The sequence below is a fragment of the Pseudoalteromonas sp. SG43-1 genome, from assembly GCF_014164415.1.
Taxonomy (GTDB): domain Bacteria; phylum Pseudomonadota; class Gammaproteobacteria; order Enterobacterales; family Alteromonadaceae; genus Pseudoalteromonas; species Pseudoalteromonas distincta.
Genome location: NZ_JACJFD010000016.1, coordinates 56,150 through 81,915, shown reverse-complemented (window position 1 = coordinate 81,915; position 25,766 = coordinate 56,150). Strand labels below are relative to the sequence as shown.

General features: G+C 39.0%; 27 protein-coding genes. 13 read left to right on the top strand and 14 right to left on the bottom strand.

The features are described 5' to 3' along the window. Window positions 1-224: 224 nt before the first annotated feature. From H5159_RS12400 to H5159_RS12370, 7 genes are all read right to left on the bottom strand, one after another. Window positions 225-1,019, bottom strand: coding sequence for a putative porin (locus tag H5159_RS12400; protein WP_182780374.1), 795 nt, complete (start codon window positions 1,017-1,019; stop codon window positions 225-227). Window positions 1,020-1,218: 199 nt separating this feature from the next. Next, entirely contained in the window at window positions 1,219-1,593 is a 375-nt protein-coding gene (locus H5159_RS12395) for a PH domain-containing protein (RefSeq protein WP_007377979.1), read from the bottom strand. After that, window positions 1,593-2,501 carry an ABC transporter ATP-binding protein gene (locus tag H5159_RS12390; protein ID WP_182780373.1) on the bottom strand — a complete coding sequence of 303 codons (909 nt, stop codon included), beginning with the start codon at window positions 2,499-2,501 and terminating at the stop codon, window positions 1,593-1,595. Before H5159_RS12390 ends, H5159_RS12395 begins: the two co-directional genes overlap by 1 nt. After that, window positions 2,498-3,325 carry an ABC transporter permease gene (locus tag H5159_RS12385; RefSeq protein WP_182780372.1) on the bottom strand — a complete coding sequence of 276 codons (828 nt, stop codon included), beginning with the start codon at window positions 3,323-3,325 and terminating at the stop codon, window positions 2,498-2,500. Before H5159_RS12385 ends, H5159_RS12390 begins: the two co-directional genes overlap by 4 nt. A 143-nt stretch (window positions 3,326-3,468) precedes the next feature. Next, on the bottom strand, window positions 3,469-4,650 hold the full coding sequence (locus H5159_RS12380) for a cystathionine beta-lyase (protein ID WP_182780371.1): 1,182 nt from the start codon (window positions 4,648-4,650) through the stop codon (window positions 3,469-3,471). Window positions 4,651-4,659: 9 nt separating this feature from the next. Continuing rightward, window positions 4,660-5,580: an NAD(+) diphosphatase gene (gene nudC, locus H5159_RS12375; protein WP_182749682.1), complete on the bottom strand. Its 921-nt coding sequence runs from the start codon at window positions 5,578-5,580 to the stop codon at window positions 4,660-4,662. Between the two features lie 174 nt (window positions 5,581-5,754). After that, a complete protein-coding gene (locus tag H5159_RS12370; RefSeq protein ID WP_024595755.1) occupies window positions 5,755-6,258 on the bottom strand; it encodes an NYN domain-containing protein in 504 nt (167 codons plus the stop codon). Window positions 6,259-6,408: 150 nt separating this feature from the next. Here H5159_RS12370 and H5159_RS12365 point away from each other — a divergent pair, with 150 nt between their 5' ends. Both H5159_RS12365 and H5159_RS12360 read left to right on the top strand, forming a co-directional pair. Continuing rightward, entirely contained in the window at window positions 6,409-7,032 is a 624-nt protein-coding gene (locus H5159_RS12365) for a hypothetical protein (protein ID WP_182780378.1), read from the top strand. Continuing rightward, window positions 7,032-7,775 (top strand): DUF3307 domain-containing protein, encoded by a 744-nt coding sequence (locus H5159_RS12360; RefSeq protein ID WP_182780370.1) that lies wholly within the window; start codon window positions 7,032-7,034, stop codon window positions 7,773-7,775. The genes H5159_RS12365 and H5159_RS12360 overlap by 1 nt, the downstream gene beginning before the upstream one ends. A 269-nt stretch (window positions 7,776-8,044) precedes the next feature. Here H5159_RS12360 and H5159_RS12355 read toward each other — a convergent pair whose 3' ends face one another. Both H5159_RS12355 and H5159_RS12350 read right to left on the bottom strand, forming a co-directional pair. Next, complete coding sequence (locus H5159_RS12355; RefSeq protein WP_182780369.1) at window positions 8,045-9,439, bottom strand: DEAD/DEAH box helicase; 1,395 nt, start codon at window positions 9,437-9,439, stop codon at window positions 8,045-8,047. 200 nt (window positions 9,440-9,639) lie between these two features. Then, window positions 9,640-10,479: an isopenicillin N synthase family oxygenase gene (locus H5159_RS12350; protein ID WP_008172584.1), complete on the bottom strand. Its 840-nt coding sequence runs from the start codon at window positions 10,477-10,479 to the stop codon at window positions 9,640-9,642. A 267-nt stretch (window positions 10,480-10,746) separates the two neighbouring features. Between H5159_RS12350 and H5159_RS12345 the strand changes: the two genes are divergently transcribed. The 4 genes from H5159_RS12345 to H5159_RS12330 all read left to right on the top strand — a co-directional run bounded on the left by H5159_RS12345 (window position 10,747) and on the right by H5159_RS12330 (window position 13,966). Next, window positions 10,747-11,949 carry a bifunctional alpha/beta hydrolase/OsmC family protein gene (locus H5159_RS12345; protein WP_182780368.1) on the top strand — a complete coding sequence of 401 codons (1,203 nt, stop codon included), beginning with the start codon at window positions 10,747-10,749 and terminating at the stop codon, window positions 11,947-11,949. A 146-nt stretch (window positions 11,950-12,095) separates the two neighbouring features. Next, a complete protein-coding gene (locus tag H5159_RS12340; protein WP_182780367.1) occupies window positions 12,096-12,707 on the top strand; it encodes a hypothetical protein in 612 nt (203 codons plus the stop codon). Then, window positions 12,704-13,276 carry a hypothetical protein gene (locus tag H5159_RS12335; protein ID WP_182780366.1) on the top strand — a complete coding sequence of 191 codons (573 nt, stop codon included), beginning with the start codon at window positions 12,704-12,706 and terminating at the stop codon, window positions 13,274-13,276. The genes H5159_RS12340 and H5159_RS12335 overlap by 4 nt, the downstream gene beginning before the upstream one ends. A 117-nt stretch (window positions 13,277-13,393) precedes the next feature. Continuing rightward, window positions 13,394-13,966: a hypothetical protein gene (locus H5159_RS12330; RefSeq protein ID WP_182780365.1), complete on the top strand. Its 573-nt coding sequence runs from the start codon at window positions 13,394-13,396 to the stop codon at window positions 13,964-13,966. A 111-nt stretch (window positions 13,967-14,077) separates the two neighbouring features. Here H5159_RS12330 and H5159_RS12325 read toward each other — a convergent pair whose 3' ends face one another. Continuing rightward, window positions 14,078-14,815, bottom strand: a complete 738-nt coding sequence (locus H5159_RS12325) for an alpha/beta hydrolase (RefSeq protein WP_182780364.1) — start codon at window positions 14,813-14,815, stop codon at window positions 14,078-14,080. Between the two features lie 129 nt (window positions 14,816-14,944). On the opposite strand from H5159_RS12325, the gene H5159_RS12320 reads away from it, so the two are divergent. Next, window positions 14,945-15,268, top strand: a complete 324-nt coding sequence (locus H5159_RS12320; RefSeq protein ID WP_010555318.1) for a hypothetical protein — start codon at window positions 14,945-14,947, stop codon at window positions 15,266-15,268. 72 nt (window positions 15,269-15,340) lie between these two features. Here the strand turns inward: H5159_RS12320 and H5159_RS12315 are convergent, their stop codons facing one another. From H5159_RS12315 to aspS, 3 genes are all read right to left on the bottom strand, one after another. Next, complete coding sequence (locus H5159_RS12315) at window positions 15,341-15,937, bottom strand: pentapeptide repeat-containing protein (RefSeq protein ID WP_182780363.1); 597 nt, start codon at window positions 15,935-15,937, stop codon at window positions 15,341-15,343. A 16-nt stretch (window positions 15,938-15,953) separates the two neighbouring features. Next, window positions 15,954-16,184 carry a hypothetical protein gene (locus H5159_RS12310; protein WP_076924392.1) on the bottom strand — a complete coding sequence of 77 codons (231 nt, stop codon included), beginning with the start codon at window positions 16,182-16,184 and terminating at the stop codon, window positions 15,954-15,956. 118 nt (window positions 16,185-16,302) lie between these two features. Then, the gene (gene aspS / locus H5159_RS12305) at window positions 16,303-18,081 is read right to left on the bottom strand and encodes an aspartate--tRNA ligase (protein ID WP_182780362.1); all 1,779 of its coding nucleotides are present in this window, start codon (window positions 18,079-18,081) and stop codon (window positions 16,303-16,305) included. Between the two features lie 247 nt (window positions 18,082-18,328). Here aspS and H5159_RS12300 point away from each other — a divergent pair, with 247 nt between their 5' ends. The 6 genes from H5159_RS12300 to H5159_RS12275 all read left to right on the top strand — a co-directional run bounded on the left by H5159_RS12300 (window position 18,329) and on the right by H5159_RS12275 (window position 24,904). Continuing rightward, window positions 18,329-19,177, top strand: a complete 849-nt coding sequence (locus H5159_RS12300) for a DUF72 domain-containing protein (RefSeq protein ID WP_182780361.1) — start codon at window positions 18,329-18,331, stop codon at window positions 19,175-19,177. A gap of 24 nt (window positions 19,178-19,201) precedes the next feature. Next, window positions 19,202-19,702 carry a M48 family metallopeptidase gene (locus tag H5159_RS12295; RefSeq protein WP_024599830.1) on the top strand — a complete coding sequence of 167 codons (501 nt, stop codon included), beginning with the start codon at window positions 19,202-19,204 and terminating at the stop codon, window positions 19,700-19,702. Between the two features lie 213 nt (window positions 19,703-19,915). Beyond that, window positions 19,916-22,099, top strand: a complete 2,184-nt coding sequence (locus tag H5159_RS12290) for a YHYH protein (RefSeq protein WP_182780360.1) — start codon at window positions 19,916-19,918, stop codon at window positions 22,097-22,099. 36 nt (window positions 22,100-22,135) lie between these two features. After that, window positions 22,136-22,642 (top strand): hypothetical protein, encoded by a 507-nt coding sequence (locus H5159_RS12285; protein ID WP_182712733.1) that lies wholly within the window; start codon window positions 22,136-22,138, stop codon window positions 22,640-22,642. A gap of 221 nt (window positions 22,643-22,863) precedes the next feature. Then, window positions 22,864-24,222, top strand: a complete 1,359-nt coding sequence (locus H5159_RS12280; protein WP_259399111.1) for an ATP-binding protein — start codon at window positions 22,864-22,866, stop codon at window positions 24,220-24,222. 4 nt (window positions 24,223-24,226) lie between these two features. Beyond that, complete coding sequence (locus tag H5159_RS12275) at window positions 24,227-24,904, top strand: response regulator (RefSeq protein WP_182780358.1); 678 nt, start codon at window positions 24,227-24,229, stop codon at window positions 24,902-24,904. 152 nt (window positions 24,905-25,056) lie between these two features. Here the strand turns inward: H5159_RS12275 and H5159_RS12270 are convergent, their stop codons facing one another. Further along, on the bottom strand, window positions 25,057-25,743 hold the full coding sequence (locus H5159_RS12270; protein WP_182696245.1) for a DUF3334 family protein: 687 nt from the start codon (window positions 25,741-25,743) through the stop codon (window positions 25,057-25,059). Window positions 25,744-25,766: the final 23 nt, after the last annotated feature.

Here is a 25,766-nt window from a genome sequence, read left to right as displayed (position 1 = left end):
TAGCTATTATCATCGACTGCATTTAATGACTTTAATAACAATTTAGCTATTCATGGCGACTCTATTTATAATTTAAAAGAAGTATTTAGATGAGCAAAATAAAGGGCGTAATTGCGACTGGTAATAATTTACAGTTAAAAACTCAAACGTTTAAAAACGACAAAGCCCGCTAAATTTAGCGGGCTTTTGATATTACTTTTGTATTAACTAAGTACGGGACTTAATTAAAACTGAAAACGCATGTTAGCAAAGTACGCATCGTTATCAGAATCATCAGCGTTGTTTTCGTAACCCACCTTTACACCAATATTTTTATTGATGAAGTGTTGAGCACCAAAGCTGTAAGTGTCTTGCTTGTTGTAGTTAGCAAATACAGATGTTGCTTTTGAGAAGTAATAGTTAGTTTCTGCTACCCATTGGTTTTCTGCGTCATCAATGCTTTCGTATTTACCTTCAAAAGTTAGGTAGTTACCTTGCTGTAAATCAATAAAGTATTTAGCAGCAACTGCACGGTAATCAAAATCGTCGTCTGATGTAAGTGTAACACCTACGTAATCTGTGCTATTTAGCATGTAGTTATAAGCTAAATCAAATAATGCGTAATCGTCGCCGTCTTTGTTTTCAACTAGTGTTACTTTTGCAAGTAAATCAGGGTTGAAAAAGTAACCACCCGTCAGTTTATAAAGCTCACTGTTAGAACCTGAATCTAGGTCTAGGTTTTCGTAAGATGCGCCAACAACAAATTCATTAATGAAGTATTCACCACCAACTGATGTTAAATCGCCAAAGTCGTCATCAGCATAGCCACCATATACGTTAGTTTGTTTATTGATGTATTCAAACTGATCGTACGGACCTAAAGTTTTTTTAGGAGATAAGTAGTAAATAGAATCTACAGCAACGGTGTCGTTGTTATCGCTATTTTTGTAGCTTAGGTTACTAATTGAATTATAGCTGTCTGCAGCAGCCGCAGTGCTAGATAATAAAATGCTCGAAATAATAACTGCTAATTTTTTCATTGTAAGACTTCCCTATGTACATTGCTTTTTATGCTCTAGCTGTATTGCTAAAGTCGAGGCACATGCTAACGTTAGGAAACTGAATGAAAACTTAACTAACCAGTTGTATTTATTAAGTTAATTGTAAGGAAGTGTTGTAAACTGTAAAATTAAAGTAGTTGCAACATCTAGTCAACAACTACTTAAAACATGTACTGTATTAAAGCGCGTGTTGGCTAATAATTCGGTAAACATCGTTAATATTATCGCCAGACTTAAACTCTTTACTAATTGGTGTTGGATCTGAGCCAACCCATATTTTTAGCTCGGCATCTAAGTCAAAATGGCCTGCACTTTCTTTACTAAACTTGGTAATTTTAGAGTAAGCAATACTCACCATTTCCATTTTAGAACCGGTCATACCTTGCTTATCAATTAAGATTAAGCGCTTATTAGTAAAAATAAACATATCACGTACTACTTTATATGCTTTTTCTACTTGCTCGCCGTCAATTAATGTATTGGCGAGGATTTTTTCTAAATCAGAATCGTCAACTTCGCTTGCATTACCCATAAGTCCGCTAAGTAAACCCATTATACTTTCTCCTGTTTAAATATTTGATTCTCTAATGTGTGACCATTAACTAACTGCCTGTACTTCCAATTGTGCTGATGACAAAAACTCAGCAGTGCAATATCAAGCGGCTCACCTGTTGGCTGATACTCAACTACATATTCTTTATGTTGGCTCATATACACCCGGCTCACCCCTGCAATTGCTTGAAGCTGTTGCTCAACATTTTGATAAGCCTCGCTTAGCATTAATGTATAAAAGTGTTTATCGGTATTATTAGTTTTTGTTTGGTGCTCGCTTAGTACGCCTTTATCTAAATGAAGTACCTGTGAGCATAGTCGCTCAAGCTCAGTTAAATCGTGAGAGCTTAAAATAAATGTAGCCTGCTCACTTAATTCAGATACTAGCTCACGTACTTCTCTGGCATGAATCGGATCAAGCCCTGCGGTTGCTTCATCAAGCATTACAATTTGTGGCGCGCCAATTAGTGCTTGCGCTATCGTAACGCGCTTGCGCATACCGTGCGATAAGTCCCCTGCACGCTGCTTTGCAATTTCTTTTAAGCCAACTAAATCAAGTACACGTAGCGCCTCAGTTTGGCTTTGCTTTGCCCCCATACCTTGTAGTTTTGCATAAAAGGCGAGTTGCTTGTCTATATTAAAACGAGGGTCAAGTTGTGCATCTTGCGGTAATGCACTTACTTTATTAAATAAAGCAGCACTACCTGGTTTATGCCCTAATATTTCAAGGCTGCCTTTACTTGGCGCTATATAGCCGCACAACAAACTAAATAAGGTAGTTTTACCCGCACCATTTGGCCCAACAAGCGCCACTGGCGCGCCTTTGTTAATTTCAAAGTCCACATTATTAAGCGCAAGTTTTGCACCATACGATTTACTCAAAGCGCTAGCTGTAATTAATGGTCTCATAGTGAGCTCCTTGCAAAAATACGTTGAGCAACGCTTAGTAATACCGCAGTTTGCACAAGGGGAATAGCCACAGCGCTCAATAATGGTAAATTTTGCCCCGCTAATAGCTCTATTTGCACACCCGGAAATAAATAATCAAGCAAGCCTAATGCAGGTATTTGCCATTGCAATATACCAACTACAATACCGCCTGCTGCAAAATATAAAATTGCCAATACAATAGATAAACGCGATGAGCGAGCAAAGGTATTAATTAACGTCATTAGTGCTACAAATGGGCTCAGAGTAATCACTAATATTAAAAATATAGAAAGCGCACGGGCAAAACCACCAGCCAGTAAACCTGGCTCTCTAAAACCCAATACAGCGAGTGTAGCCACAAGCGTTATACCCACTAAGCAGGCTAATACTCCTAGCTGCCCTAAAAAACGGCCAAACAGTATTTCAAAGCGAGTGGAGCGCAGTGATAAAAACCTTAGTGTGCCGCGCTCTCTGTCGCCTACCGTTTGGTCGCTACAAATAAATAAACCAAAAACGGGAAAGCTATAAAGGGCTATTAACCAGTACATAGCAAATTCGGCCTCAGGCCAATCCAATAATTTACTTAAACCAATAGAACCTGATATATCACGGGCTATTTGCTCAAAATCGGGGGCACTTACAATGCCTACTGCCTGCCCTATTGGGTAGCGCAGTATTATTAGCCACACCAATGCAAAGGCAGCTAATGCAATAAGTCCACGTTTAGTTAAAAACATACGTACAAGCTCAAATCCCGCTATTTGCGTTAATCGCCCTACGTTTATCGGTAATGGTGTTGCCATTGACTATCCTTAATGACTTTTTATTTTCTGTGTATTTATCCACACTAAGTGTAAACACCTTGAATTACCAGCAAAAAAAAGCTCACCTGTGGTGAGCTTTGTAACAATACATTTAAATGTAACAGTATAAATTGCGATATAAATTATAAATACTGCTTATAAACCTCAAGTGCTTGGCTTAAATCGCTAATTAAATCTTCAACATCTTCAAGGCCTATGTGCAAACGAATAACCGGCCCTAAATCCCAACCTGTATTTGAGCGCAACCCTTTCATGGTTAAATTAGCCGTTACCAAACTTTCAAAACCGCCCCACGAAAAGCCCATTTTGATATGCTCAAGGCTATCTAAAAATGCATCAATCGCTTTTTGATTGCCGGTTTTCATTACAAATGAAAACAACCCATTACTGCCATCAAAGTCACGTTTAAAGAACTCATGCCCTGGGCAGCTTTCAAATGCAGGGTGTCGAATATGATCAACAAGCTCATGTTGCTCAAGCCATTTAGCTACTTCTATTGCTGCTTTTTCATGTTGATTTAAACGCACACCCATTGTACGCAGGCCTCTAAGCGCTAAATACGCATCATCGGCACTGGTACATTGCCCTAGTAAGTATGAGTTTTCTCGCAAGGTTGGCCAATACTTTTTATTAGCAACAGCCACCCCCAACATCACGTCTGAATGGCCAACAATATACTTTGTTGCAGCTTGAATACTAATATCAACACCGTGCTCTAACGGGCGATAATGCAAGCCGTTACCGTAGGTATTATCAAGCATGGTCATTACGTTGTGCTCATTGGCTACTTTTACCATAGCGGGCACATCTTGCACTTCCATCGTAATAGAACCAGGAGATTCTAAAAACAACACTTTAGTATTTGGCTGAATGTAATCTTTAATACCTGCGCCAATGGTTGGCGGGTAATAGGTTGTTGTAATGCCCAGCCCCACTAAAATTTTATCGCAAAAATCACGAGTTGGTTCGTACACGTTATCAACCATTAAAATATGATCACCGGTTTTTAAAAACGATAAAAATACTTGGCTGATCGCCGCAGCGCCACAAGGGTACAATGCACACCCTTCGCCGCCTTCAAGTTCTGTAATCGCTTCTTGCAGCGCAAAGTGTGTTGTTGTTCCTCGGCGCCCATAAAATAACGTTTTATCGCCACGGGTTTTAGCTGCTTCTTTTAAATCGGCTACAGTATCAAATACAATGGTAGATGCACGCTGTACAACAGGGTTTACTACGCCATGTGTATAGGCTTTTTTTCGCCCTGATGATACCAGCTGAGTGTTTTTATTACTTTTACTCGACATTGTTAATCCTTAAGGGTTTGTGCGCCAATGCTCAATTAAATAACGAGAGATAGAATCGGTTCTAGGCAGCTTTAAATGCTCACCTTCTTCGTGCCAATTACCAAATTGCTCTAAGTCTTCACGACTAAACCATTTTGCATCGTCTAGCTCTTCTTTATCTACGTTAATTTCCTCAGATGTCGCCTCTGCAAAAAAACCAAGCATAATTGACGATGGGAACGGCCATGGCTGAGATGCTACATAACGTACGTTATCAACTTCTATGCCTGCCTCTTCTTTAACTTCACGCGCAACAGCTTGTTCTAGTGTCTCCCCTGGGTCTACAAATCCAGCAAGCGATGAATACATACCAGTGGGCCACGCAGCTTGGCGACCTAATAAACAGCGTTCTACTCCGTCAGCAAAGACTTTAGTTACAACCATAATTACCGCAGGATCGGTACGCGGGAATGTAGGATGCTTACAGTTTTCGTTTTCACACACTCTAGAGTGCCCGGCTTCCACTGAACGGTTTTTACTACCGCAGCGCCCACAAAAACGATGCGTGGCATGCCAATAACATAACCCTCTCGCAAGGGCGGCTATTGAGGCATATTTAATGGTTACTTGAGGCCCATATTGGCGAATATCAAAAAACTGAGCGCCCTCTATTAAAGGCGAAAGTACGCTTTCATCCAGATCAGAGACATCCAATGCAAACACACCATGTTTAGCATTGTTTAAACCAACAAAAATAGCACTCGTTAAATCTAAATGTGCCACTTGTTGATACGTTAAATAGCTTACTTTAGGGGTATCTTTAATAAATAGAGTTTGATTATTTTTAACTAAAACCCATTTACTTTGCGCCGACATTTGCGCTTTAAGCCACGATGGGTCTTTACGAAAATTTGAGCCTCTATCTAGTGGCATGTTGCTGTAATGAAGCATGTAAGTCCTTGGTAACTCGTTATGCTTTAAAATTACCATAATCATTTAGCAAACCCAATTGATTACAGTAATAAAAAAAGCCTATATAAGGCTTAATTCATCTATTACGACTTTGTATTAAAATCTCTCATGTTGCAGGCACTTAGCTTGCACTTTTTTAACTATTTTTTACTGTTAAAGTAGCAAAGTATTATCAATTAAATGAAATTGCTCTGCGCTTTGTTTTAATACCTCAGCAGTTAACCTGTCAGCACCGTATACATCGCACGGTACATTATATTGACTTTTTAAATGCCCAAGTAACAAAGCAAAGTCACCATCGCCAGAGAGCAAAATAACTTTATCAAGATTTTTACCCTGCTCTAACATGTCTATTGTTATGCCTACATCCCAATCGCCTTTAGCACTTCCATCACGGCGTTGAATAAATGGCTTTAGCTTTACGTCAAAACCAATCGCACGCAAAATATTTTGAAACTGATTTTGCTTTTCATCTCCTCGATAAATAGCATACGCAAAAGCACACTCAATATTGTATTGCGCCTCCATCATTCGCCAAAACGCATTGTAGTCAAAATTTTTTCCGTAGCTTTCGCGGCACGTGTAATAAATATTTTGCACATCAACAAAAATACCGACCCGTGGTTTCGTGCTTTGCTGCTCGTTTTGTAAAGTCATTTAGTGTCCTAGTGAGGATTAATAGCAATAAAAGTAACGTTATAAAATAAGTGTACCTTGCAATTTATATTTAAGTAACCTAAATTAGTTACATACCCTTATGTAACCAATATTGGTTACATGTTAAAAAGTAACCATTTTGAGATTTTTATGATTGGTGTGATCAGCGGCGATATTATTAAATCGCAAACAATCCCTAAGCAGCAATACGATGCCATGCTTTACCAACTAGAGCAAAGTTTGCGAAATATTTCGGGTGAGCAAACCCTTTGGAATATATACCGAGGCGATGCCTTTCAGTTACAAGTTAACAATCCTGAGCTCCTTTTTAAAAATGCCATACTTGTATATTTACACCTTAAATCGTCAGGTTATGAACTACGACAAAGCTTGGCGCTTGGGCAAATAGATAACCCACGCAGCGATATAAAAACAGCAACGGGTTCAGCTTTCACTCTTTCGGGACAAGGCCTTGATAAAATAGGCAATCAACGCTTTGTTTTTAATATTAACGAGCAGCAGCTCGATGAAAGCTTAAATCTTAATTTAGCCTTTGCCGACGTATTGCTCACTAAAATCACACAAAAACAAGCAAATGCCCTGTATGTCTATTTAACATCACCAGACAACAGCCACGCGGCACTGGCTAAAGAGCTTAAAACAAGTCGCGAAAACGTAACCAAACTACTAAATTTAGCGCACTACCAACTTATGGAACGCTTTATTAAACACTCACAACACGTTATAAAAAATATAATTAAAGGAGGTGAATAATGGCGTTTTCACTTTTACTGGTCGCGCTTATTATTGGCCACTTACTCGCTGATTTTTACTGGCAACCTATGAGTTGGGTAAACGACAGAAATACCCGTCACTTTAAAGCCAGTAAGCTTTATTTTCATGTACTAGTGCATGGTGTAACAAGTGCACTCATTATTACCGTGTGGGAATACATATTCGGGTGGCAGCAACTAAGCAGTGTTTTAATTGCCACGGCGAGCATTATATTGAGCCATTACTTTATTGATATAGCTAAATCGTATTCTAATAAAGGCGTGGTACCTTTTTTACTAGATCAAATAGCGCACATACTCGTTATTATTGCGCTCAGTATTTGGTTAACTGATAACAGTAGCTTTATGGCTGCAATTAATAATATGCTCACTGATCCCAAAATACTGTGGGTGGTATGCGGTTATTTAATTATTTTAAGTCCCAGCGCCGTATTTATAAGAATGATGTTAGAGCGTTTAACAAGTAACTTTTCAAGTACTGGTAGCTTACCACTTGCAGGGCAAAGCATTGGTATGTTGGAACGCGTACTCATGCTGAGCTTTATATTACTTGACCAATTTGCAGGGCTTGGCTTTTTACTTGCGGCAAAGTCAGTATTTAGGTTTGGTGATTTAAGTGCAAGCAAAGATAAAAAACTTACCGAGTACGTTATGCTTGGCACACTACTTAGCGTAAGTGTTACTTTATTTGTAGGTTTAGGTATTAACTATTTAATCAGCTAATAACACATTACAGGCAATAAAAAACGCGCTGCTTCTATTTATTCAAAAGAAGTAGCGCGTTTTTTGTATCAGCATTTAACTAAATTAATTATACCAATTCGCTTAATTAAGTGATCTATTTTGAGGGTGGAAAAACGTGTTGATAGCTAGGCAAAAAAATCGCTATTTAGTTGTTCTAAATGAGAATTTTTTAACGCAGGTAGCGACACGTTTAGCCCCGCAAAATGATTAAGTATTATTGCGGATTGATATAAACGCCAATATGATCATTAATCATTATTTGTGCGACGACGGCGTTGGCCATTACCGCCAACAGATTCACGCTTTGCCCATGGGTTTTGCGCGATGTCATCTGTTTTAGCTGCTGGCTTTTTAGAACCACCACGGCGTGGGCCGGTACCATTTCCACCATTGTTCGGCTTTTTACTGTTAGGCTTGCTGCTATCAGATTTAGGCTTATTAAAAGGCTGCTTTTTCTTAGGCTTTTTAGCCGGCAGTGGGCGAGCATCTAATGCGCGTTCAGCTACTGGGTTAATAGGCTCAAAACCGTCTTCTTCAGCACGTGGAATAAGCTCACCAATAAAGCGTTCAATACCGTATAAATCAACAGCATCATCAACCGTTACAAACGAAATCGCATGACCCGACGCACCAGCACGGCCTGTACGGCCAATACGATGAACATAATCTTCATATACGTTTGGTAAGTCGTAGTTAACAACATGCGGTAATTCAACAATGTCTAAGCCACGTGCAACAATGTCTGTTGCTACTAATACGCGTACTTCACCACTTTTAAAACCATCAAGTGCTTTAACACGTGCGCCTTGTGATTTATTACCATGGATAGCCGCGCCTACAATGTCATCGCGCTCTAGTTGTTTAACTAAGCGGTTAGCACCGTGCTTTGTACGGCTAAACACTAATACTTGTTGCCAATCGTTAGTGCGAATCAAGTGGCTTAGCAATGCTGTTTTACGTGTTTTATCTACCGCGTAAACGCACTGAGTAACACTTTTCGCTGTGGTATTTTTTGCAGCAACTGAAATTTCAACTGGGTCATTAATTAACCCTTTTGCTAATGCACGAATTTCATCTGAAAATGTAGCCGAAAACATCAAGTTTTGACGTTTAGCAGGCATTTTAGCAATTAAGCGTTTAATGTCGTGAATAAAGCCCATGTCTAACATACGGTCAGCTTCATCGAGTACAAGCACTTCAACGCTATCAAATTTAACTGCATTTTGATTATGTAAGTCGATTAAACGACCCGGCGTTGCTACTAAAATATCAACACCTTTACGAAGACGCTGCATTTGTGGGTTAATTTTAACGCCACCGTAAACTACAAATGAGCTCACATCAGAATGCTTAGCGTACTCTTCAACGTTTTCACTTACTTGCAAAGCAAGTTCACGTGTAGGCGTTAAAATAAGCGCACGTACGTGGTTACTTTTAGCTTTAGGGCCCGACGACAAGCGCTCAATAAGTGGTAATGTAAAACCTGCTGTTTTACCTGTACCTGTTTGCGCTGCTGCCATAACATCACGGCGTTCAATAATTGCAGGAATTGCTTGAGCCTGAATCGGCGTTGGCGTTTCATAGCCCTTTTCTAAAACCGCATTAACCAAAGACTGTGATAAACCTAAACCTTCAAAACTCATATAAACTCTCTTTTAAATAAGGCTACATTAGCCAGTTGCGCGCATTATACCTGTAGTAGCTAAGAATGCATGCCATTATTTACGTTGCAGGCAATTGAGCATAGTTTATTAAAGTTAAACCTGTGATTAAGTTGCTCAAAAATGCAAAAAACGGCCATAGGCCGTTTTTTGTTTATACTTAATTACTCTAAGTATTAGAGTTACTTAACACCTAACTCACGCAAACGTTCTTGCAAGTAGCTATCTGCCGTGTAGCGCTCTGAAAGCACAACATCTGGATGCGGGTGTAAAAATAACGGTAATGAAATACGCGATTTAGTAGATGCTTTACCCGTTGGGTTAATTACACGGTGAATTGTCGATGGGAAATACCCGCCCGACGCTTCTTGTAGCATGTCGCCGATATTAATAATTAAGCTGCCAAAATCACATGGCACGTCTAACCAACCGCCATCTGTTTTTTGAACTTGTAAACCTGGCTCATTAGAAGCTGGTAATACAGTCAATAAATTAATATCGCCATGGGCTGCTGCGCGAATAGCACCAGGCTCTTCATCACCCGTCATAGGCGGATAATGTAGGATACGTAACAATGTTTGCTCAGAATCGGCAATCATGTCTTTTAAATCAATTGAAAACTTAGCACGCACATCAGCTGGTGCTTCAGCCTGAACCCAGCTTAATAATGTGCCAGCAAATTCACTTGCTAAACGGTAGTATTCACGTACATCAGCCTCAAGCTGGGCAGGAACGCGACCTTTAGGGTACACATGAAAGTACTCTTTAATGTCTTTTATTGTAAAGCCTTTCGCTACTTCTGATACTGAAGGCGGAAAGTAACCGTCTTGAGTTTCTTTAGAGAATAAAAAGTCGTGCTTTTGCTCTGAGTTAAAAAAGTCTTGCCAATTTTTGTAAATAGACTCAACTAAAGACTGTGGGATTGGGTGGTTTTTTAAAACGCCAAATCCAGTATTTCTTAACGATTCAACAAATTGTGCAGCCGCATCGGGAGCTTTATAATCAACAGTAGGTAATTGCATTGTACGTTCCAGTGAATAGGTTGTGTGAAGTGAGTTGCTTTTAATAGTGCTAAATTACTTATATAAAGTAGCAAAGACTTCATTATAGCGCTATGTGAGGATAGACAAATGACCTCAAAAACATAAGGACATATGTCCGTAAAACATAGTCACCGTCACTTTGCTTGATCAAGATCAACTTACAAAAAAACGTTGAATTTGCAAGGTTTAGTAACTATCTCTGGTCTATTATTAGAATATATTTTATTTGTGTAAATAAGGCTCCCCATGCGACAAAAAGTATCTTTTAAAAGCGGCGATTTAGAACTTGCCGGCCAACTTGAACTTCCCTCTGGTGACGTTAAGTTTTACGCGCTATTTGCACACTGCTTTACATGCGGTAAAGACATTGCAGCAGCTACACGGATTAGTCGTGCACTCACACAGCAAGGTATCGCCGTACTGCGTTTCGACTTTACCGGTTTAGGTAATAGTGATGGCGACTTTGCTAACAGTAACTTTTCATCAAACATTCAAGATTTAGTATCTGCGGCAAATCATTTACGTGAGCATTTTGCTCCGCCGCAACTACTCATTGGCCACAGTTTAGGCGGGGCAGCCGTTCTTGCTGCTGCTGAGCATATTCCTGAAGTATCGGCTATTACAACCATTGGAGCACCGTCAGATGCGCAGCACGTAGCGCATAACTTTGAAGCACACCTTGATGAAATTAACGCAGAAGGTGAAGCTAAAGTTAACTTAGCTGGTCGTGAATTTACCATTAAAAAGCAATTTATTGACGATATAGCCAAGTACGATAAAAGCCACATAAGTAAACTTAAGCGCGCATTATTAGTAATGCACTCCCCTATTGATGCGACTGTAAATATTAGTGAAGCTGAAAAAATTTATGCATCAGCTAAGCACCCTAAAAGCTTTATTAGCCTAGATAACGCCGATCACCTTTTAACAAATAAAAACGATGCCGACTACGCTGCACAAATAATTGCAACGTGGGCAAACCGTTATGTTAAGTACGACAAAACTAAATACACGGCAAGTTTAACGGGTGGTAATGTACTTGTTGAAGAAAAAGACCATGTATTTACTCAGCACGTAAGTACAAAAGATCATACTTGGCTTGCAGATGAGCCAATAAAAGTAGGCGGTAAAAACTTAGGCCCCGATCCGTATCATCACTTATTAGCGGGGCTTGGTGCCTGTACGGCCATGACACTACGTATGTACGCTACACGTAAAAACTTACCACTGGAGCATGTTAAAGTAGAACTTGATCACACTCGCGATTACAACAAAGATTGCGACGATTGTGAGCAAACCGGTAACCTAGAAGCCATTACCCGTAAAATCACTTTAATCGGTGATTTAACACAAGAGCAGCGCCAGCGTTTACTTGAAATAGCCGACAAATGCCCTGTGCATAAAACACTACATAACAACCCTGTTATTGTAAGTGAATTGGTAGAGTAACTACATCCGATAAATATAGCGCAGTTTTTACTGCGTTATATTAAGTTGTTAATAAAGCAAACTTAAACTCTAAAATTAAATATAGGGGTTGAATAATAGGTACACTTTTAGTAGTTTACAGTAATATTTAATAACCAAGGATAGGTATGAATAAAAATACTTACTATGAGCGCAATAACTTTTCAATTTACGAAGTAACAAACAAAACAGGTATCGAGTTAACTTTATCTGAGCTAAAAAAAATTGAATTAGCTATGCTAATTACTCCAAAAGCATTAACAACTTTTATTAATATATTGCACAATCCTGCTAACGCAGATGAAAAGAAAAAAGAAAAATTCGAATCAATTATGAAACAATACGGTTTTGTTAATTCGGCTAAATTTGAAGCAACACGAACATTTCTTATTCGCCAAGCTCGTAAACTAATAAACCTTATCGGCTCCATGCTTTTAACTCCTCATAAGCTTTATAAATGCGCAGGGTTTGGCGATGCTACTTATTATGACAGATATGGGATTATAGGGTTTGGTAAGAGCTTTTTCGAAGTAGGAACTGACAGAAAAGTTGATACTATCGTTCACGAGTTTAGTCACGCGGTATGGACTTCTGAAGATACAGCATATAACGCTAGAACAGCTATGAAAGAGCTTAATATAATCGCTCGAAACGCACGAATAAATCAAAACGCCCAATATAGGAAAGAAATTCTATCCTCTTCATACGCATTTGAAAATGCAGTACGAGCAGCCCAATGAAAAAAATTATTATTTCCATAGTTTGTTTAATAAGTTACTCATCTCTTGTTAAGTCTGAAGAAGTTAAAGAAAGCCCTATCGCTACCTCCTCTTTCACTTTTTGTCATCTAGATACTAAGTGTACAACGAATATTAGACTAGCTAACACAACCCCGTATCAAGTTAAGCTAAGCTCTCTCGCTTTTAATGAACAAGGAATCGATTTAAATTCGATGTATGTATTTGAAGAAAGTAGATACTACGATTTAAAAGAGAATAATTTAGATACAGGTATTTCAGAGCAACCCATACAGGGACGCAGACGTGCCTACAAGCAATTATCATCATTAGAATTCGAGCCACTAGAAGTCAAGTTTATAGAGCTAAAGGGCATAGAAGAGAGGTTTGCATTAGAGCCAGGGAAAAGGTATATGGTGGGAACACTTACTCCATTTGTAAACTTGTACATTAATGGTAAGTTTGCCGATATCATCACAATTAGAACAAACTATTCACTGTTAACAATTCCTACAGAAGATATGGAAATAAAAGAACGACCAATAAAGCAGTTTGCTACGCCACAGGGGTAATCAGTAGTAATAATCCACTAGCTCTGTTTAGTGGATATGAAGTGAGTTAGGATGATAGTGGCAGAACAACTTTATTATACCGATCATATCTTTTGAAAATGCAGTGCGAGCAGCTCAATGAAAATTTTAGTAAATATTATATTTCTTTTAATTAGTTACTCTACTTTTGCCAACTCTGAAGAAATTATCGAAGGTCCTATTGCTGCATCCTCTTATACATTTTGTCATCTAGATACTAAATGTATCACTAGTATAAGATTGGCGAATACTACGCCTTATCAAGTTAAGCTAACCTCTCTCGCTTTCGATAAGCAGGGAATCGACTTAAACTCAATGTTTATATATGAAGTGGATGCATACTTCTCATTAAGAGCGGAAAATCCAGGTGCAAAAGTCCCTGAACAACCTATACAAGGACGGCGGCGTGCCCACAAACAATTATCCTCTATAGAGTTCGAACCGCTTGAAGTAAAGTTTATTGAGCTAAAAGGCATGGAAGAAAGGTTTGCTTTAAACCCTGAAAAAAAATACTTAGTAAGTACGATTACACCGTTCGTCAATTTGTACATTAACGGTAAATTTGCTGATATCATTACCATAAGAACCAGATATTCACTTTTAGCTATTCCTACTGAAGATATGGAAATAAAAGAACGACCAATAAAACAGTTTGCTACACCGCAAGGGTAACCTGCAATAATATACATGCTTTGTTTAATACCACTCAAAATTCTGCATCAGCTTAAACCTTTATATATCAGGCCAGCTTAAAGTTGGCTTGATTATATCTTGGCTAATTATCTAAAAATGCCCCACTTCTTTACTCATTCTATCCACCAGCCATATTGGTCCGCCATCGTACATATCGTTATGGCGTGATTTTTCTATCATTATTTGTGTAACAGGAAACTTATCCAGCTCTGAATCGTTTAACAGCACATTCGCATCAGCTGGGTAATCACTACCACGAAGCGTAAGTACGCGAATGTTTTTATTGCGTGGGATCAACATGCGGCGATGATCGAGAGTAATAATTTGGCTTACTTCATTGGGGTAAATAGAGCCGTATAACGCCGAAATATCCCCGCCGTTTGAGTGCCCAAATAAGGCGAGCTTTGTAAAGTCGTACGCTGGGTATTTACTCGATAGCTCATTAACTAAAAACTTAAGCGTTACTACGCCACGGTGCCAGTTTTCCATGCGAGTGGTTAAGTAAGGTTGCTCACGATTAAGGTAAGGGTCACTTTTTAATTCATGTGCAACGGCTACTGTTAAGTATCCGCAATGATTAAACGCATTACTAACAAACGTATATTCATTATGGCTAATACCGTAGCCCGCATTAATAAACACCACAGGGCATTTTGCTTGCGCTGTACACTTAGCATTATTAGCTGGTAATGTAATATTGATAGGAATATCGCGATTACGGCTTTTATCAGTTATAACGTTGTCATTTGCATAGCTTGTTGCGCTCATAACTAATGTGCTTAGAGCTAGTGCGCTTAATATAAAAAGCTTTTTAAGTGTTTTTTGCATATTTAAATTTATATAAATCATTGTTTTTAATTAAAAATAACTTTTACTTTATAGCTTTGCATTCTCTATTGTCAAACTATGCGATAATAGCCGCCATTGTTTAAATATATTTAGTAAAAGATCCAATAAATGAAATCATACAATAGCATTCAAGAACGTATAGAAATTTTAGAAGACAAACTAACTGCAATACATGACGAAATCGAAACACTAAAAGCACCTGCTAAAAACAACAATGAACGTATTATTTTTAAGTTTATTGAAACAGGCAGCACAGGTAAAACGAAGGATTTTGTTCGTGAGTTAGGTATTAAATCACCGCGTGACGGTTTGTTTTCGTCAGGTGATGTTACAAAACTAATTAAAGATGGCGCTGAAGATATTTCACCAGCGTTATTAGAAATCGCAAGACAGCTTGCCAGTGCACGTAATAAAAATGGCCCAAGCCGTTAATTACGCAGTCACGCAGTATCTAGAAGCCCAGCTAAGCTGTCGCTTCTAGGTATGTAACCATATTAAACTAAATTAATCACAAAGCTCTATATCAAGGCTGGTAAGCAGATTAAGTGCTTCGAAGCGATCAAACTTAGCATTCGCTAACATATTATTATTCAAATCTATATTAAACGCTTTTGCACCTACAAAATCACACTTTGTTAAGTTAGTTTGAAAAAACTCACTATCGCGAAAATCTGTTCCTGTAAATATACTACCGCTTAAATCAGCGTGTCTAAAATCAACATTTTTGGCAAAGCAGTGTGTTAGTTTGAGGGCTTTGAGAGTCAATTCAAAAAAAGAACTATTACTGAGCTCGCAATAATTAAAACTCACCGGTGCGTTAATACTAAGCGCTGGCCAATCTACATCAGCCCATTGCAAACTATTTAATTTACAGTGGCTAAAACTTACATTTTCAAGCGAACTGTAGTTCCATTTAAGTGACGATAAATTACAGTTTTTAAAACTACATTCTATAAATCGGCAATTTTTAAACTGCCCGTCTGAAAAGTCGCAATCGATAAATATACACTCTTCAAACTCAGAGTTTTCAGTTAATTGCTCTGCGTACTGTAAAGCATTAAATTGTTCATCAAAATACTGGTTATTATTACTTAACAACACAATTCACCTATTAAATTTAACCCGTGTAGCCATTACTTTTAGGTAAATCTTTTTTAAGCGCAAGCACAGCGATAAAAATCAAAGCAAGTAGTGGAAATAGCGCTAAACAGCCACCCACAAACGCTAAAACACCCGGCATAGTACTTTTACGCTTACCTATTTTGTAGCTAATTACAGCAAAAATAGGAATACACAGCACAATAATAAAAACTAAAAACTCACCAAATAAGGTTGCATTGATCGACATAATAATTCCTTTTTCGTCTATTCGTTTAAAACACACTCTGCTATAAATTTAACCATAAAAAAGCCCTTAAGCATATAACTTAAGGGTTTTTAAATTCAGCTCAAAAGCTAAGTAATAATTACTCTTCGCTTGATACTTCTTTTTCTACAACACTAATTGCAAGCTCAGCTAACGAATCAAGGTTAGGTTTACTTGGCGCGTTGGTTAATAAACACGACGCTTGTGTTGTTTTAGGGAAAGCAATAACGTCACGAATGTTATCGGTACCACATAAAAGCATTGCTAAACGGTCAAGGCCAAATGCTAAACCAGCATGTGGTGGTGTGCCGTATTTAAGTGCATCAAGTAAAAAACCAAACTTGTCTTGTTGCTCTTGCTCGTTAATACCTAAAATTCTAAATGCGGTTTCTTGCATATCTGCATTATGAATACGTACCGAACCACCACCTACTTCGTAGCCGTTTAATACCATATCGTAGGCGTCTGAAATAGCCGCAGCTGGATTTGCTTCAAGCTCACTTGCAGTGATATCTTTTGGTGCAGTGAATGGATGATGTACAGCATGTAATGTGCCTTCGTCATCTTCTTCAAACATTGGGAAGTCTACAACCCAAAGTGGTGCCCAACTATTAAGGTTAGTGATTTCTAAGTCAACACCAATCTTAACGCGCAGTGCGCCCATTGCTTCATTTACCGTATTGCGCTTATCGGCACCGAATAAAATAATATCGCCAGACTGTGCATTAGTACGCTCAAGTAATTTTGTGATTACGTCTTCGCTTAAAAACTTAGCCACTGGTGATTGAACACCTTCAGCGCCTGCAGTGTGGTCATTTACTTTCATCCACGCCATGCCTTTAGCGCCGTAAATACCAATAAACTTAGTGTAATCGTCAAGCTGTTTACGAGAAAGCTTAGCGCCACCCGGTACAGTTAATACAGCAACACGACCTTTTTCGTCGTTAGCTGGACCTGAGAAAACATTAAACTCTACGTCTTTAACTAAATCTGCAACATCAACTAACTTCATTGGGTTACGTAAATCAGGCTTATCAGAACCGTAAAGGCTCATTGCCTCGCTGTAAGGCATGATTGGAAAATCGCCTAAATCAACGTTTAACAATGTTTGCCACATCTCGCGGATCATTTTTTCAGTCATACCACGTACTTGATCAGAGCTCATGAACGAGGTTTCTATATCTATTTGGGTAAATTCTGGTTGACGATCGGCACGTAAATCTTCATCACGGAAACATTTAACAATTTGGTAGTAACGGTCGAAACCCGACATCATCAACAATTGCTTAAATAACTGTGGAGACTGTGGTAAAGCGTAAAAACTACCTTTATGAACGCGGCTTGGCACTAAGTAATCGCGTGCGCCTTCTGGCGTTGCTTTAGTAAGTACAGGTGTTTCGATGTCTAAAAAGCCGTTTTCATCTAAAAAGCGACGAACAAAGCTGCTTGCTTTAGCACGTAATTTAATACGGTCACTCATTTCTAGACGACGTAGGTCTAAGTAACGGTATTTTAAACGACGCTCTTCTGAGTTTACTTGGTTAAAATCAAGTGGAAGCGGTTCAGAGCGGTTAATAATTGTAAGCTCAGTACCTAAAACTTCAATTTCACCTGTTGCCATATCTTTATTTACTTGGCTATCAGGGCGTGCACGTACAGTACCTTTTAGCTGAACACAAAATTCTTGGCGAAGTGTGTTAGCTGAACTCATTAACTCTTCAATGTCAGAGTCGAATACAACTTGTACTAAACCTTCTCTATCGCGTAAATCGACAAAGATAAGTCCACCAAGGTCACGTCGTTTGTTGATCCAGCCACATAGTTCAACTTCTTGATCTACGTGAGTTTTATTTAGCTGTCCGCAATATATAGAGCGCATAGTTTTCCTGTCAGATAAAAGGCTTAAACGGTTATATTTATTTGTTTTAAGGCGTGTGATTTAAAAAACAGGTCACCACAATACAAATAAAGCCGCTAGCAATCTAAAAATAATCAAATTAAGCCCTGCATTATACTCAACTAACATTAAGATGCTAGGGCGTGTGCCGCTTTTGCCCCTGAATTTACAGCAGCTCGTTTTGTTATTTGCTACACTATCGCCACTTTATAATAAGGCGCTAGTTTGTATGTTATATATTGGATGCCCTCAGTGGTCGAGCAACGCATGGAAAGGCAATTTATTTTCAAGCCAATGTAAAAACGCCGATATGCTTAGCCAATACGCCCAACATTTTAACTCAGTTGAAGGCAATACCAGCTTTTACGCTGACCCATCGCCAAGCACCGTATTGCGCTGGGCAAACAGCGTACCCGACGATTTTAAATTTACGTTTAAGTTTAATCGTCGCTTTAGCCACGAGCTGCATCTTACTAATGTTCAAACCGAGCTTACTGATTGGCTTAACTTGTTCTCCCCTATTTTAGAAAAAACCGGGCAAATCATGCTGCAATTACCTAAAGCATTTGGTCCTAGTGACTTACCCAAACTCGCCCAATTTATTAGCCTATTACCAAAAGAGGTTAATTACGGCGTAGAGGTACGTCATACTGCATTTTTTCAAAAGGGTGAAGCCGAAATAGCGCTTAATAAGTTATTAATGGCAAACAACCTAAATCGCATATCGATGGATACCCGCGCCCTATTTGCGGTAAAACCAACAACCGAAGCGCTAATAGATGCACAGCAAAAAAAGCCCCACTTACCGGTACATGCAATAGCTACTGGCTCAGAGCCTATGGCGCGCTTTGTAATAGCCGATTTACAAAATGACTTTAAACCCTTTTATAAACCGTGGCTAAGTAAAGTAAAACAATGGCTTGATGAAGGAAAAACGCCCTATGTGTTTTTTCATACAGCAGATAACCGAGAAGCGCCATTATTAGCAAGGCAGTTTTGCAAAGACCTTGGTTATGATCACAAAGCATTAAACCCATTTACTGGCGAAAAAGAAGCCCACCAGCAAGCACTTTTTTAAAAGTAAAACGACAGAGAAATAATAATGAGTGAATACGCACGTTACTTTACCGGCTACCCAGCTAACATTGTTGAGCAAGTATTAAGCCTTATAAATAACAACAAGGTATGTGACTACTTACTTAAAAAGTACCCGCAAGCACATACCATTACTAGCGATAAACTACTTTATAGCTATGCAACCGAGCTTAAAAAACAGTATTTAAAAAATGCGCCACCATTTGGCCGTGCGGCATTTAAAAAGCAAGGCGACATGGTTACTAATGCACTTGGTACACATACGTATCGAATGCAAGGTAAAACCCGCAAACACGATTTAGCGATAAACAGCGACTTACTGCGTGCTCCCGAGCCATTATTAAAAGCGTTAGTGGTACATGAGCTTGCCCACTTTAAAGAAAAAGATCACAACAAAGGCTTTTATCAACTTTGCTGCCATATGGAGCCGAGTTATCACCAGCTAGAGTTAGATTTAAGAATTTTTTGTGTGGTCGTCGCAATGGGAGAAAATCCTTATTTAAAATAAGGATTTTAGCGTTATTTAACTGAGTGAAAATAAAGCCATGCTTAAGTTAGTATTTCCTTCCATACCCAGTCTTTATCCACGTAAGCAGCTCACAACTTAACGCCTGTCCTTAATAAAACAAAAAAATTTAAAACTACATAATTGCCCTACATTTGAGAACTACACTCTTAATAGCTAATTCTTACTATGTACTCTTTATCTTTGGAGTTTTAAATGATGAAAAATACCCATGCCTTTTTACTCAGTGCACTGTGCTGTGTAACCTTAATTGCCTGCAACGAGCAAAACAGCCAATCGCTTGAACAATCAAAACTCAATAATTTTACTCTAACCAGCTCAAAAGTAAGTGATGGCGGTAACTTGCCTATTACTTATACGTGCGATGGGCAAAGCATTAGCCCCCCACTTAACTGGAGCGGTGCGCCTGACACAACCAAATATTATGCATTAATTATGGATCATAAAGCGCCAGAGGGAATGCATTGGTATTGGACCATGTACAACATTTCCGCCGATAAAACACAAATTAAAGCGGGCGAAACCCTCGGTGAAGTAGGCTCTAATAGCGTAAACGATTTAAACCAATACGCGCCGCCTTGCTCTAAAGGCCCAGGTGAAAAAAGCTATACTTATACTGTATACGCGTTATCTGCACCGGTTACCTTTAATAGCGATACAAAAGTAGATCGCTCAGCATTACTCGCTGCTGTAAAAGATATTACGCTCGATACTGCAAGTATGACGGTTAAATACTCGCGAAGCGCCAGTAGCGCCGAACACAAACCTAATACAAGACCAAAACCAAATGAGCAACCAAAGCCTGATAAATCATATTTAACCGCTAACGTAAAATCACCTCGTTGCGATGCTATTACACAATCAGTAAGTAATGCAGGGTTTGATCAAAGCGTATCTGTTACGTGCGATGAACAATATGCTTATATTGCCTCATCTACTTATCCTGATCATGAAGTAATGACTGGTATTACAGGTACTAACGAGCAAATACCTGTTCCAGCTAAAGACTACGTAGCACCTATAAAGCTAAATCCTAAAAAAGCAAAAACAATAACAACAATTGATGCAGCCGTAGGTGTTGCCGTTAACGGCGTACCAATATACGACTATTCTTCGCAAGGTGAGTTGGACGTAAATAGCTACGATGAAAAACACGACACTTTAGCACTCGGACAGTTAGATATATGTGGCGGACACGCAGGACGAGGTGATGACTACCATTATCATGTATCGCCAACGTGTATGATTGACACAATGAAAAACCAAACAAGCGATGCCATTATTGGTTGGGCTTACGATGGTTACCCGCTGTATGGCAGTAAAAACCCAGACGGCAGTGCAATTGCCAAAGGTGACCTTGATGTATGTAACGGACAAACCGACGACACATTTGGCTATCGCTACCAAACATCAGCTACGCCGCCGTATATTATTCAGTGCTTAGTTGGTGAAGTAGATACCGCAAAATTACCAAGAGTGTCACCACTTAGTGGCGATACTCAAGGTATAAGAGCCGACTTGCGCCCGCCACAAGGAGGCGTTGAAAACCTAACGCACACAATCTCTGAAAACGGCAGCCGTACAATGAGCTACTCATACAAAGGCGAGAACTACTTTACTACCTACAGCCCTGCATCACAGGGAAAAGACTGCTATAGCTTTAAACAAAAAACCATCAGTAATGGTGGCAAAGTTCAAACAGGTACATTTTGTAGAGGTCCGCAACCAAATCACCTTACTCCAACAGTCACTAAGCAAAATACAAATCCTGCCATTACAGGCAAGCATAACTTAAAGCTAGAAGCATGGGCTGATAACTGGTTTACAGCCTACATAGGCGAGCAGTTACTTGTTGAAGATTCTGTGCCTATAACTACAGAGCGTTCATTTAATGCCGAAAGTATTACGTTTTCTGCAAACTACCCTATTGAGCTTAATTTAATAATTAAAGACTTTAAGCAAAACGACACTGGGCTTGAATACATCGGCGCTAAAAATCAGCAAATGGGTGATGGCGGTTTTATTATGCAACTTACCGACACCGATACAAATAAAGTAGTTGCCGTAAGCGATAAAAGCTTTAAATGCGAAATACTGCACAAAGCGCCGCTCAACAAATTATGCGAAAGCGAAACAAACCCTGTAGCGGGCGAAGGCGTTTGTACGTTTATGTCAAAAGAAGCTCCAACTAACTGGCTGCAAAGTAACTTTGATAACGCAAACTGGGCTAATGCAGTAGAGCACAACTTTGCCGATGTAGGACCAAAAGACGGTTACGACGATATTAACTGGGATGAAAATGCAAAATTCATATGGGGCGAAGACTTAGAAACCGACAACACCCTTATTTGTAAAGTAACTATTGAGCAACCTCAATAAACAAAAAGGTCTCCGCTTCAATAAAAGGTAGTAATTATGTATTTTTTAAAAAAATTAAAATGGCTAATGCTCGCGTGTATTTTAACAAGTATGAGCGCTCAAGTGAGCGCCCATGTATTAAAAAACACAACAGCCCAAGTAATTTTAAGAGACGGGCAAGTTGAGGTTAAAGTATTAACTAATGCTGAGCACTTAATTTCAGCGCTGCAAAGCGAGCAAGCATGGCTTATGGGCGATATTGATAAGCTTATGCCTACAAACTTAAGTGCAGAGCAACAAGAAGAGTTTGCAAAAAATGCACTTAAACAAAAAACGAGCTTACGTGTAAATCAGCAAGTTATCGTGTTTGAACGCGTCGCTTTAACCACCAGCAACAACGAAGCGCACGACCTAGAAATTGTTTTTCAAGCGAAGCACACATTTACAACAGTAGATGAACTTGCCATATCGTTCCCTAAAAGTTTAGGTGCAGTACACGCAAGCTTTGTAAAACCACAATATAAGTTACTGGGTGCTGGCGATACCGCAAAAATAAAGTTCTAGCCCAAGAATCAACATACCTAAAAGCTTACTTAAAAAGGATTTTAGTAAGCAACTCCCTAAATACGCTAATTGTAGGCACATAATCAATATGCAATACTGCTTGGTACGTTAACGTCATGATCTTTACTATTTGCCAATCAGTGAAATTAATACATAAATTCTTTTTAGCTTTTTTTATCACTAATATCGCCCTTGTTGGGCTTATGTTTGTGTTTATATACATGACCTTTTCGTCAGGGTTTAACGACTTTGTTGAACAAGAAGAAACAAAGCATGTAGCAATGGTTAAGCAGCAACTTATTGAGCTTTATAGCGAATTAGGCAGTTGGCAACCCATTACGCAAAACACGCAATTATGGCGATCTATTGTAGAGCCGCAAAAAAAGCCAGGCGAGCCTAAAACGAATAAACACACAAGCACCCCACCCAAACCAAATAGCAGCAATGCAACGCCCTCTTTATTGTGGGTACACTTACCTGCAGGTTCTCTTAAAACAGGGCAACGTATAAGTTTATATGATCAAAATAAAAAGGTTGTTGTTGGTAGAGCTAATTTAAACGACAACCCACATATAGAACCTATTTTATTAAACAATAACGTTATAGGCTGGATAGGTTTAGTCCCTTCAAAACTTGTACAAAGTAGCCCAGCAGAAGCCTTTTTAGCAGCGCAATTTCATAACTATTTTATGATCACGTTACTCGTTATTGTGCTCGCATTTATTATGGCTATTGTGTTATCTCGCCATTTAATAAAACCAATAAAGCAAATAGTGACTGGCACCGATGAGTTAACAAAAGGAAATTTTGCCAGCAGAATAATTCCCTCTAGTAAAGATGAGCTAGGTACCCTATCCAACAACTTTAATGCCTTAGCCCACACGCTTGAGCAAAACCAACAAATGCGATTCCAATGGGTGTCAGACACATCCCACGAATTAAGAACCCCACTTACCGTACTACGCTCGCATTTACTAGCCGTTCAAGATGGCGTATTTACAGCCGACACAAAGCGCATTAATTTACTCATAAACCAAGTAGATAACTTAAGCCACATTGTTGACGACCTAGCCCAACTAGCACAAACAGATAGCGTTAATTTAACCTATAACAATGCGCGCATTGATTTAATCACTATTTTTGAGCAATCAATTGAAAACTACACCGCTCGCTTTAAAGAGCATGAATTAAATGTAGATAGCAAAAGCTTAACCAAAGCCAGCAAATGTATAATAAATGGTGATAAAGAACGCCTTATACAATTATTTTCAAACCTGTTAGAAAATACCTGCAGATACACGCATAAAGGTGGGCAAGTAATAATACTTGCCCACAAAAGACCCAATAACATTGAGCTTATTTTACAAGATTCAGCCCCAAGTGTTTTACCAAACGACTTACAAAAATTGTTTGAGCGTTTTTATCGCGTTGAAAAATCTCGAAGCCGAGAGCACGGCGGCTCGGGCTTAGGACTTGCACTTTGCAAACAAATAGTAGAGGCACATGGCGGTCAAATATCGTTGCACAACTCACCACTCGGTGGGCTAGAAGTTAAAATAACGCTGACACTTTTAGGTTAAAATAATGGCATCACAAAAAATACTTATCGTTGAAGACGAAGAAAACATTGCCGAGGTACTTATTGCCTACGCTAAGCAACAAAATTACGAAACTGAGCACTTTAATAGTGGCAAAGGTGTAGTTAGTTTTGTAAAACAAAACGCAGTAGATTTAATACTTCTTGATTTAATGCTGCCAGATGTTGATGGCATAGAGCTATGTAAGCAAATAAGAGCCTTTTCAAGTCTGCCTATTATTATGCTTACCGCAAAAAGTGAGGAAATAGACCGCTTGCAGGGTTTAGAGATCGGCGCCGATGACTACATATGCAAACCCTTCAGCCCCAAAGAAGTTGTAGCACGCATACAAGCCGTACTAAGAAGGACCAGCCAGCCTAAAACCAACATCATTAATCATAATAATTTCCAATTACACAAAGACGATTACGAAGCACGCCTAAACGACAAAAGTATTGGCTTTACCGCCGTCGAGTTTAAAATATTTTTATTATTTATAAGCCACGTAGGGCGTGTTTTTACCCGCGAAGATATTATTAATAACGTATACAGCGACACAACCGACATATCCGATCGCAACATAGATACACATATTAAAAATATACGAAAAAAGATTAACGACATTCAAGCAGGACTAAACCCAATAGCAGCGGTTTATAGTGTAGGCTATAAATTTAAAGAGTAGGTTTACTTATTCAAATAAAGCTAACATGACGCAAAAGCGCGATATAAATCGCGCTTTTATTTTAATCACTAACCTGAACACTCATAACTAAAGATTAATAGCTGAGCAGTCGTTGGGTTTCGTTTCTCTCAACCCAACCTACGTAAATAGACTTAAAGCCCTAGGCCTGCCATAAAATCATCATCGCCATCATCTTGTTCTACTGCGGTAGATGCTTTTTCTTTGTCCGCTTTTTTACGTGCTTCGTTTTCAATTATGTCATCTGGGTCGAGTGCTTCTGCAATATCAAAGTCGTGTAATTTAATGAACTCTGTTTTATCCATCGCTAATTCCAAGTAAAAGATATTTTGCTTACTTGTGGTGAATGTTACGCGGCGGGCTTGCGGGCGATCCATCGTGGTATCTACCGATATTTGCACTTGCTTGTTTATTGCCATCATTTTTGGCTGGTTTTGCGTAATAGACGTATGTAATTGCTCACGCACTTTAGACGTAAAGTCGCCAACAATTTGATTCATCAACTCGCCTAGTACGTTTGATACGTCGTCTGATAAATGGCTATGCGCTATTTCATCTTCTGGCATTCCCATATTGCGCATGTAATCGCCATAAATTTCCATCGCCGCTTGCGAAGTAAAGTTGGTAATTACGAGCCCTGTAAAACCGCCGTCAAATAAAACAAAGCAACCAATATCTGGTCGCATACATGTACGTGTTATTTTTTGCACCATGGCTGAGTAGCTAATACCATTACCGCTGGCTGATGTGAGTACACCTGTCACTGAATGACAAAGGGTTGCTAATATATCGTCTGTGCTGATGACCTTACTTTTGCTCATTTAATCTTCTCTTTTGTACTTAT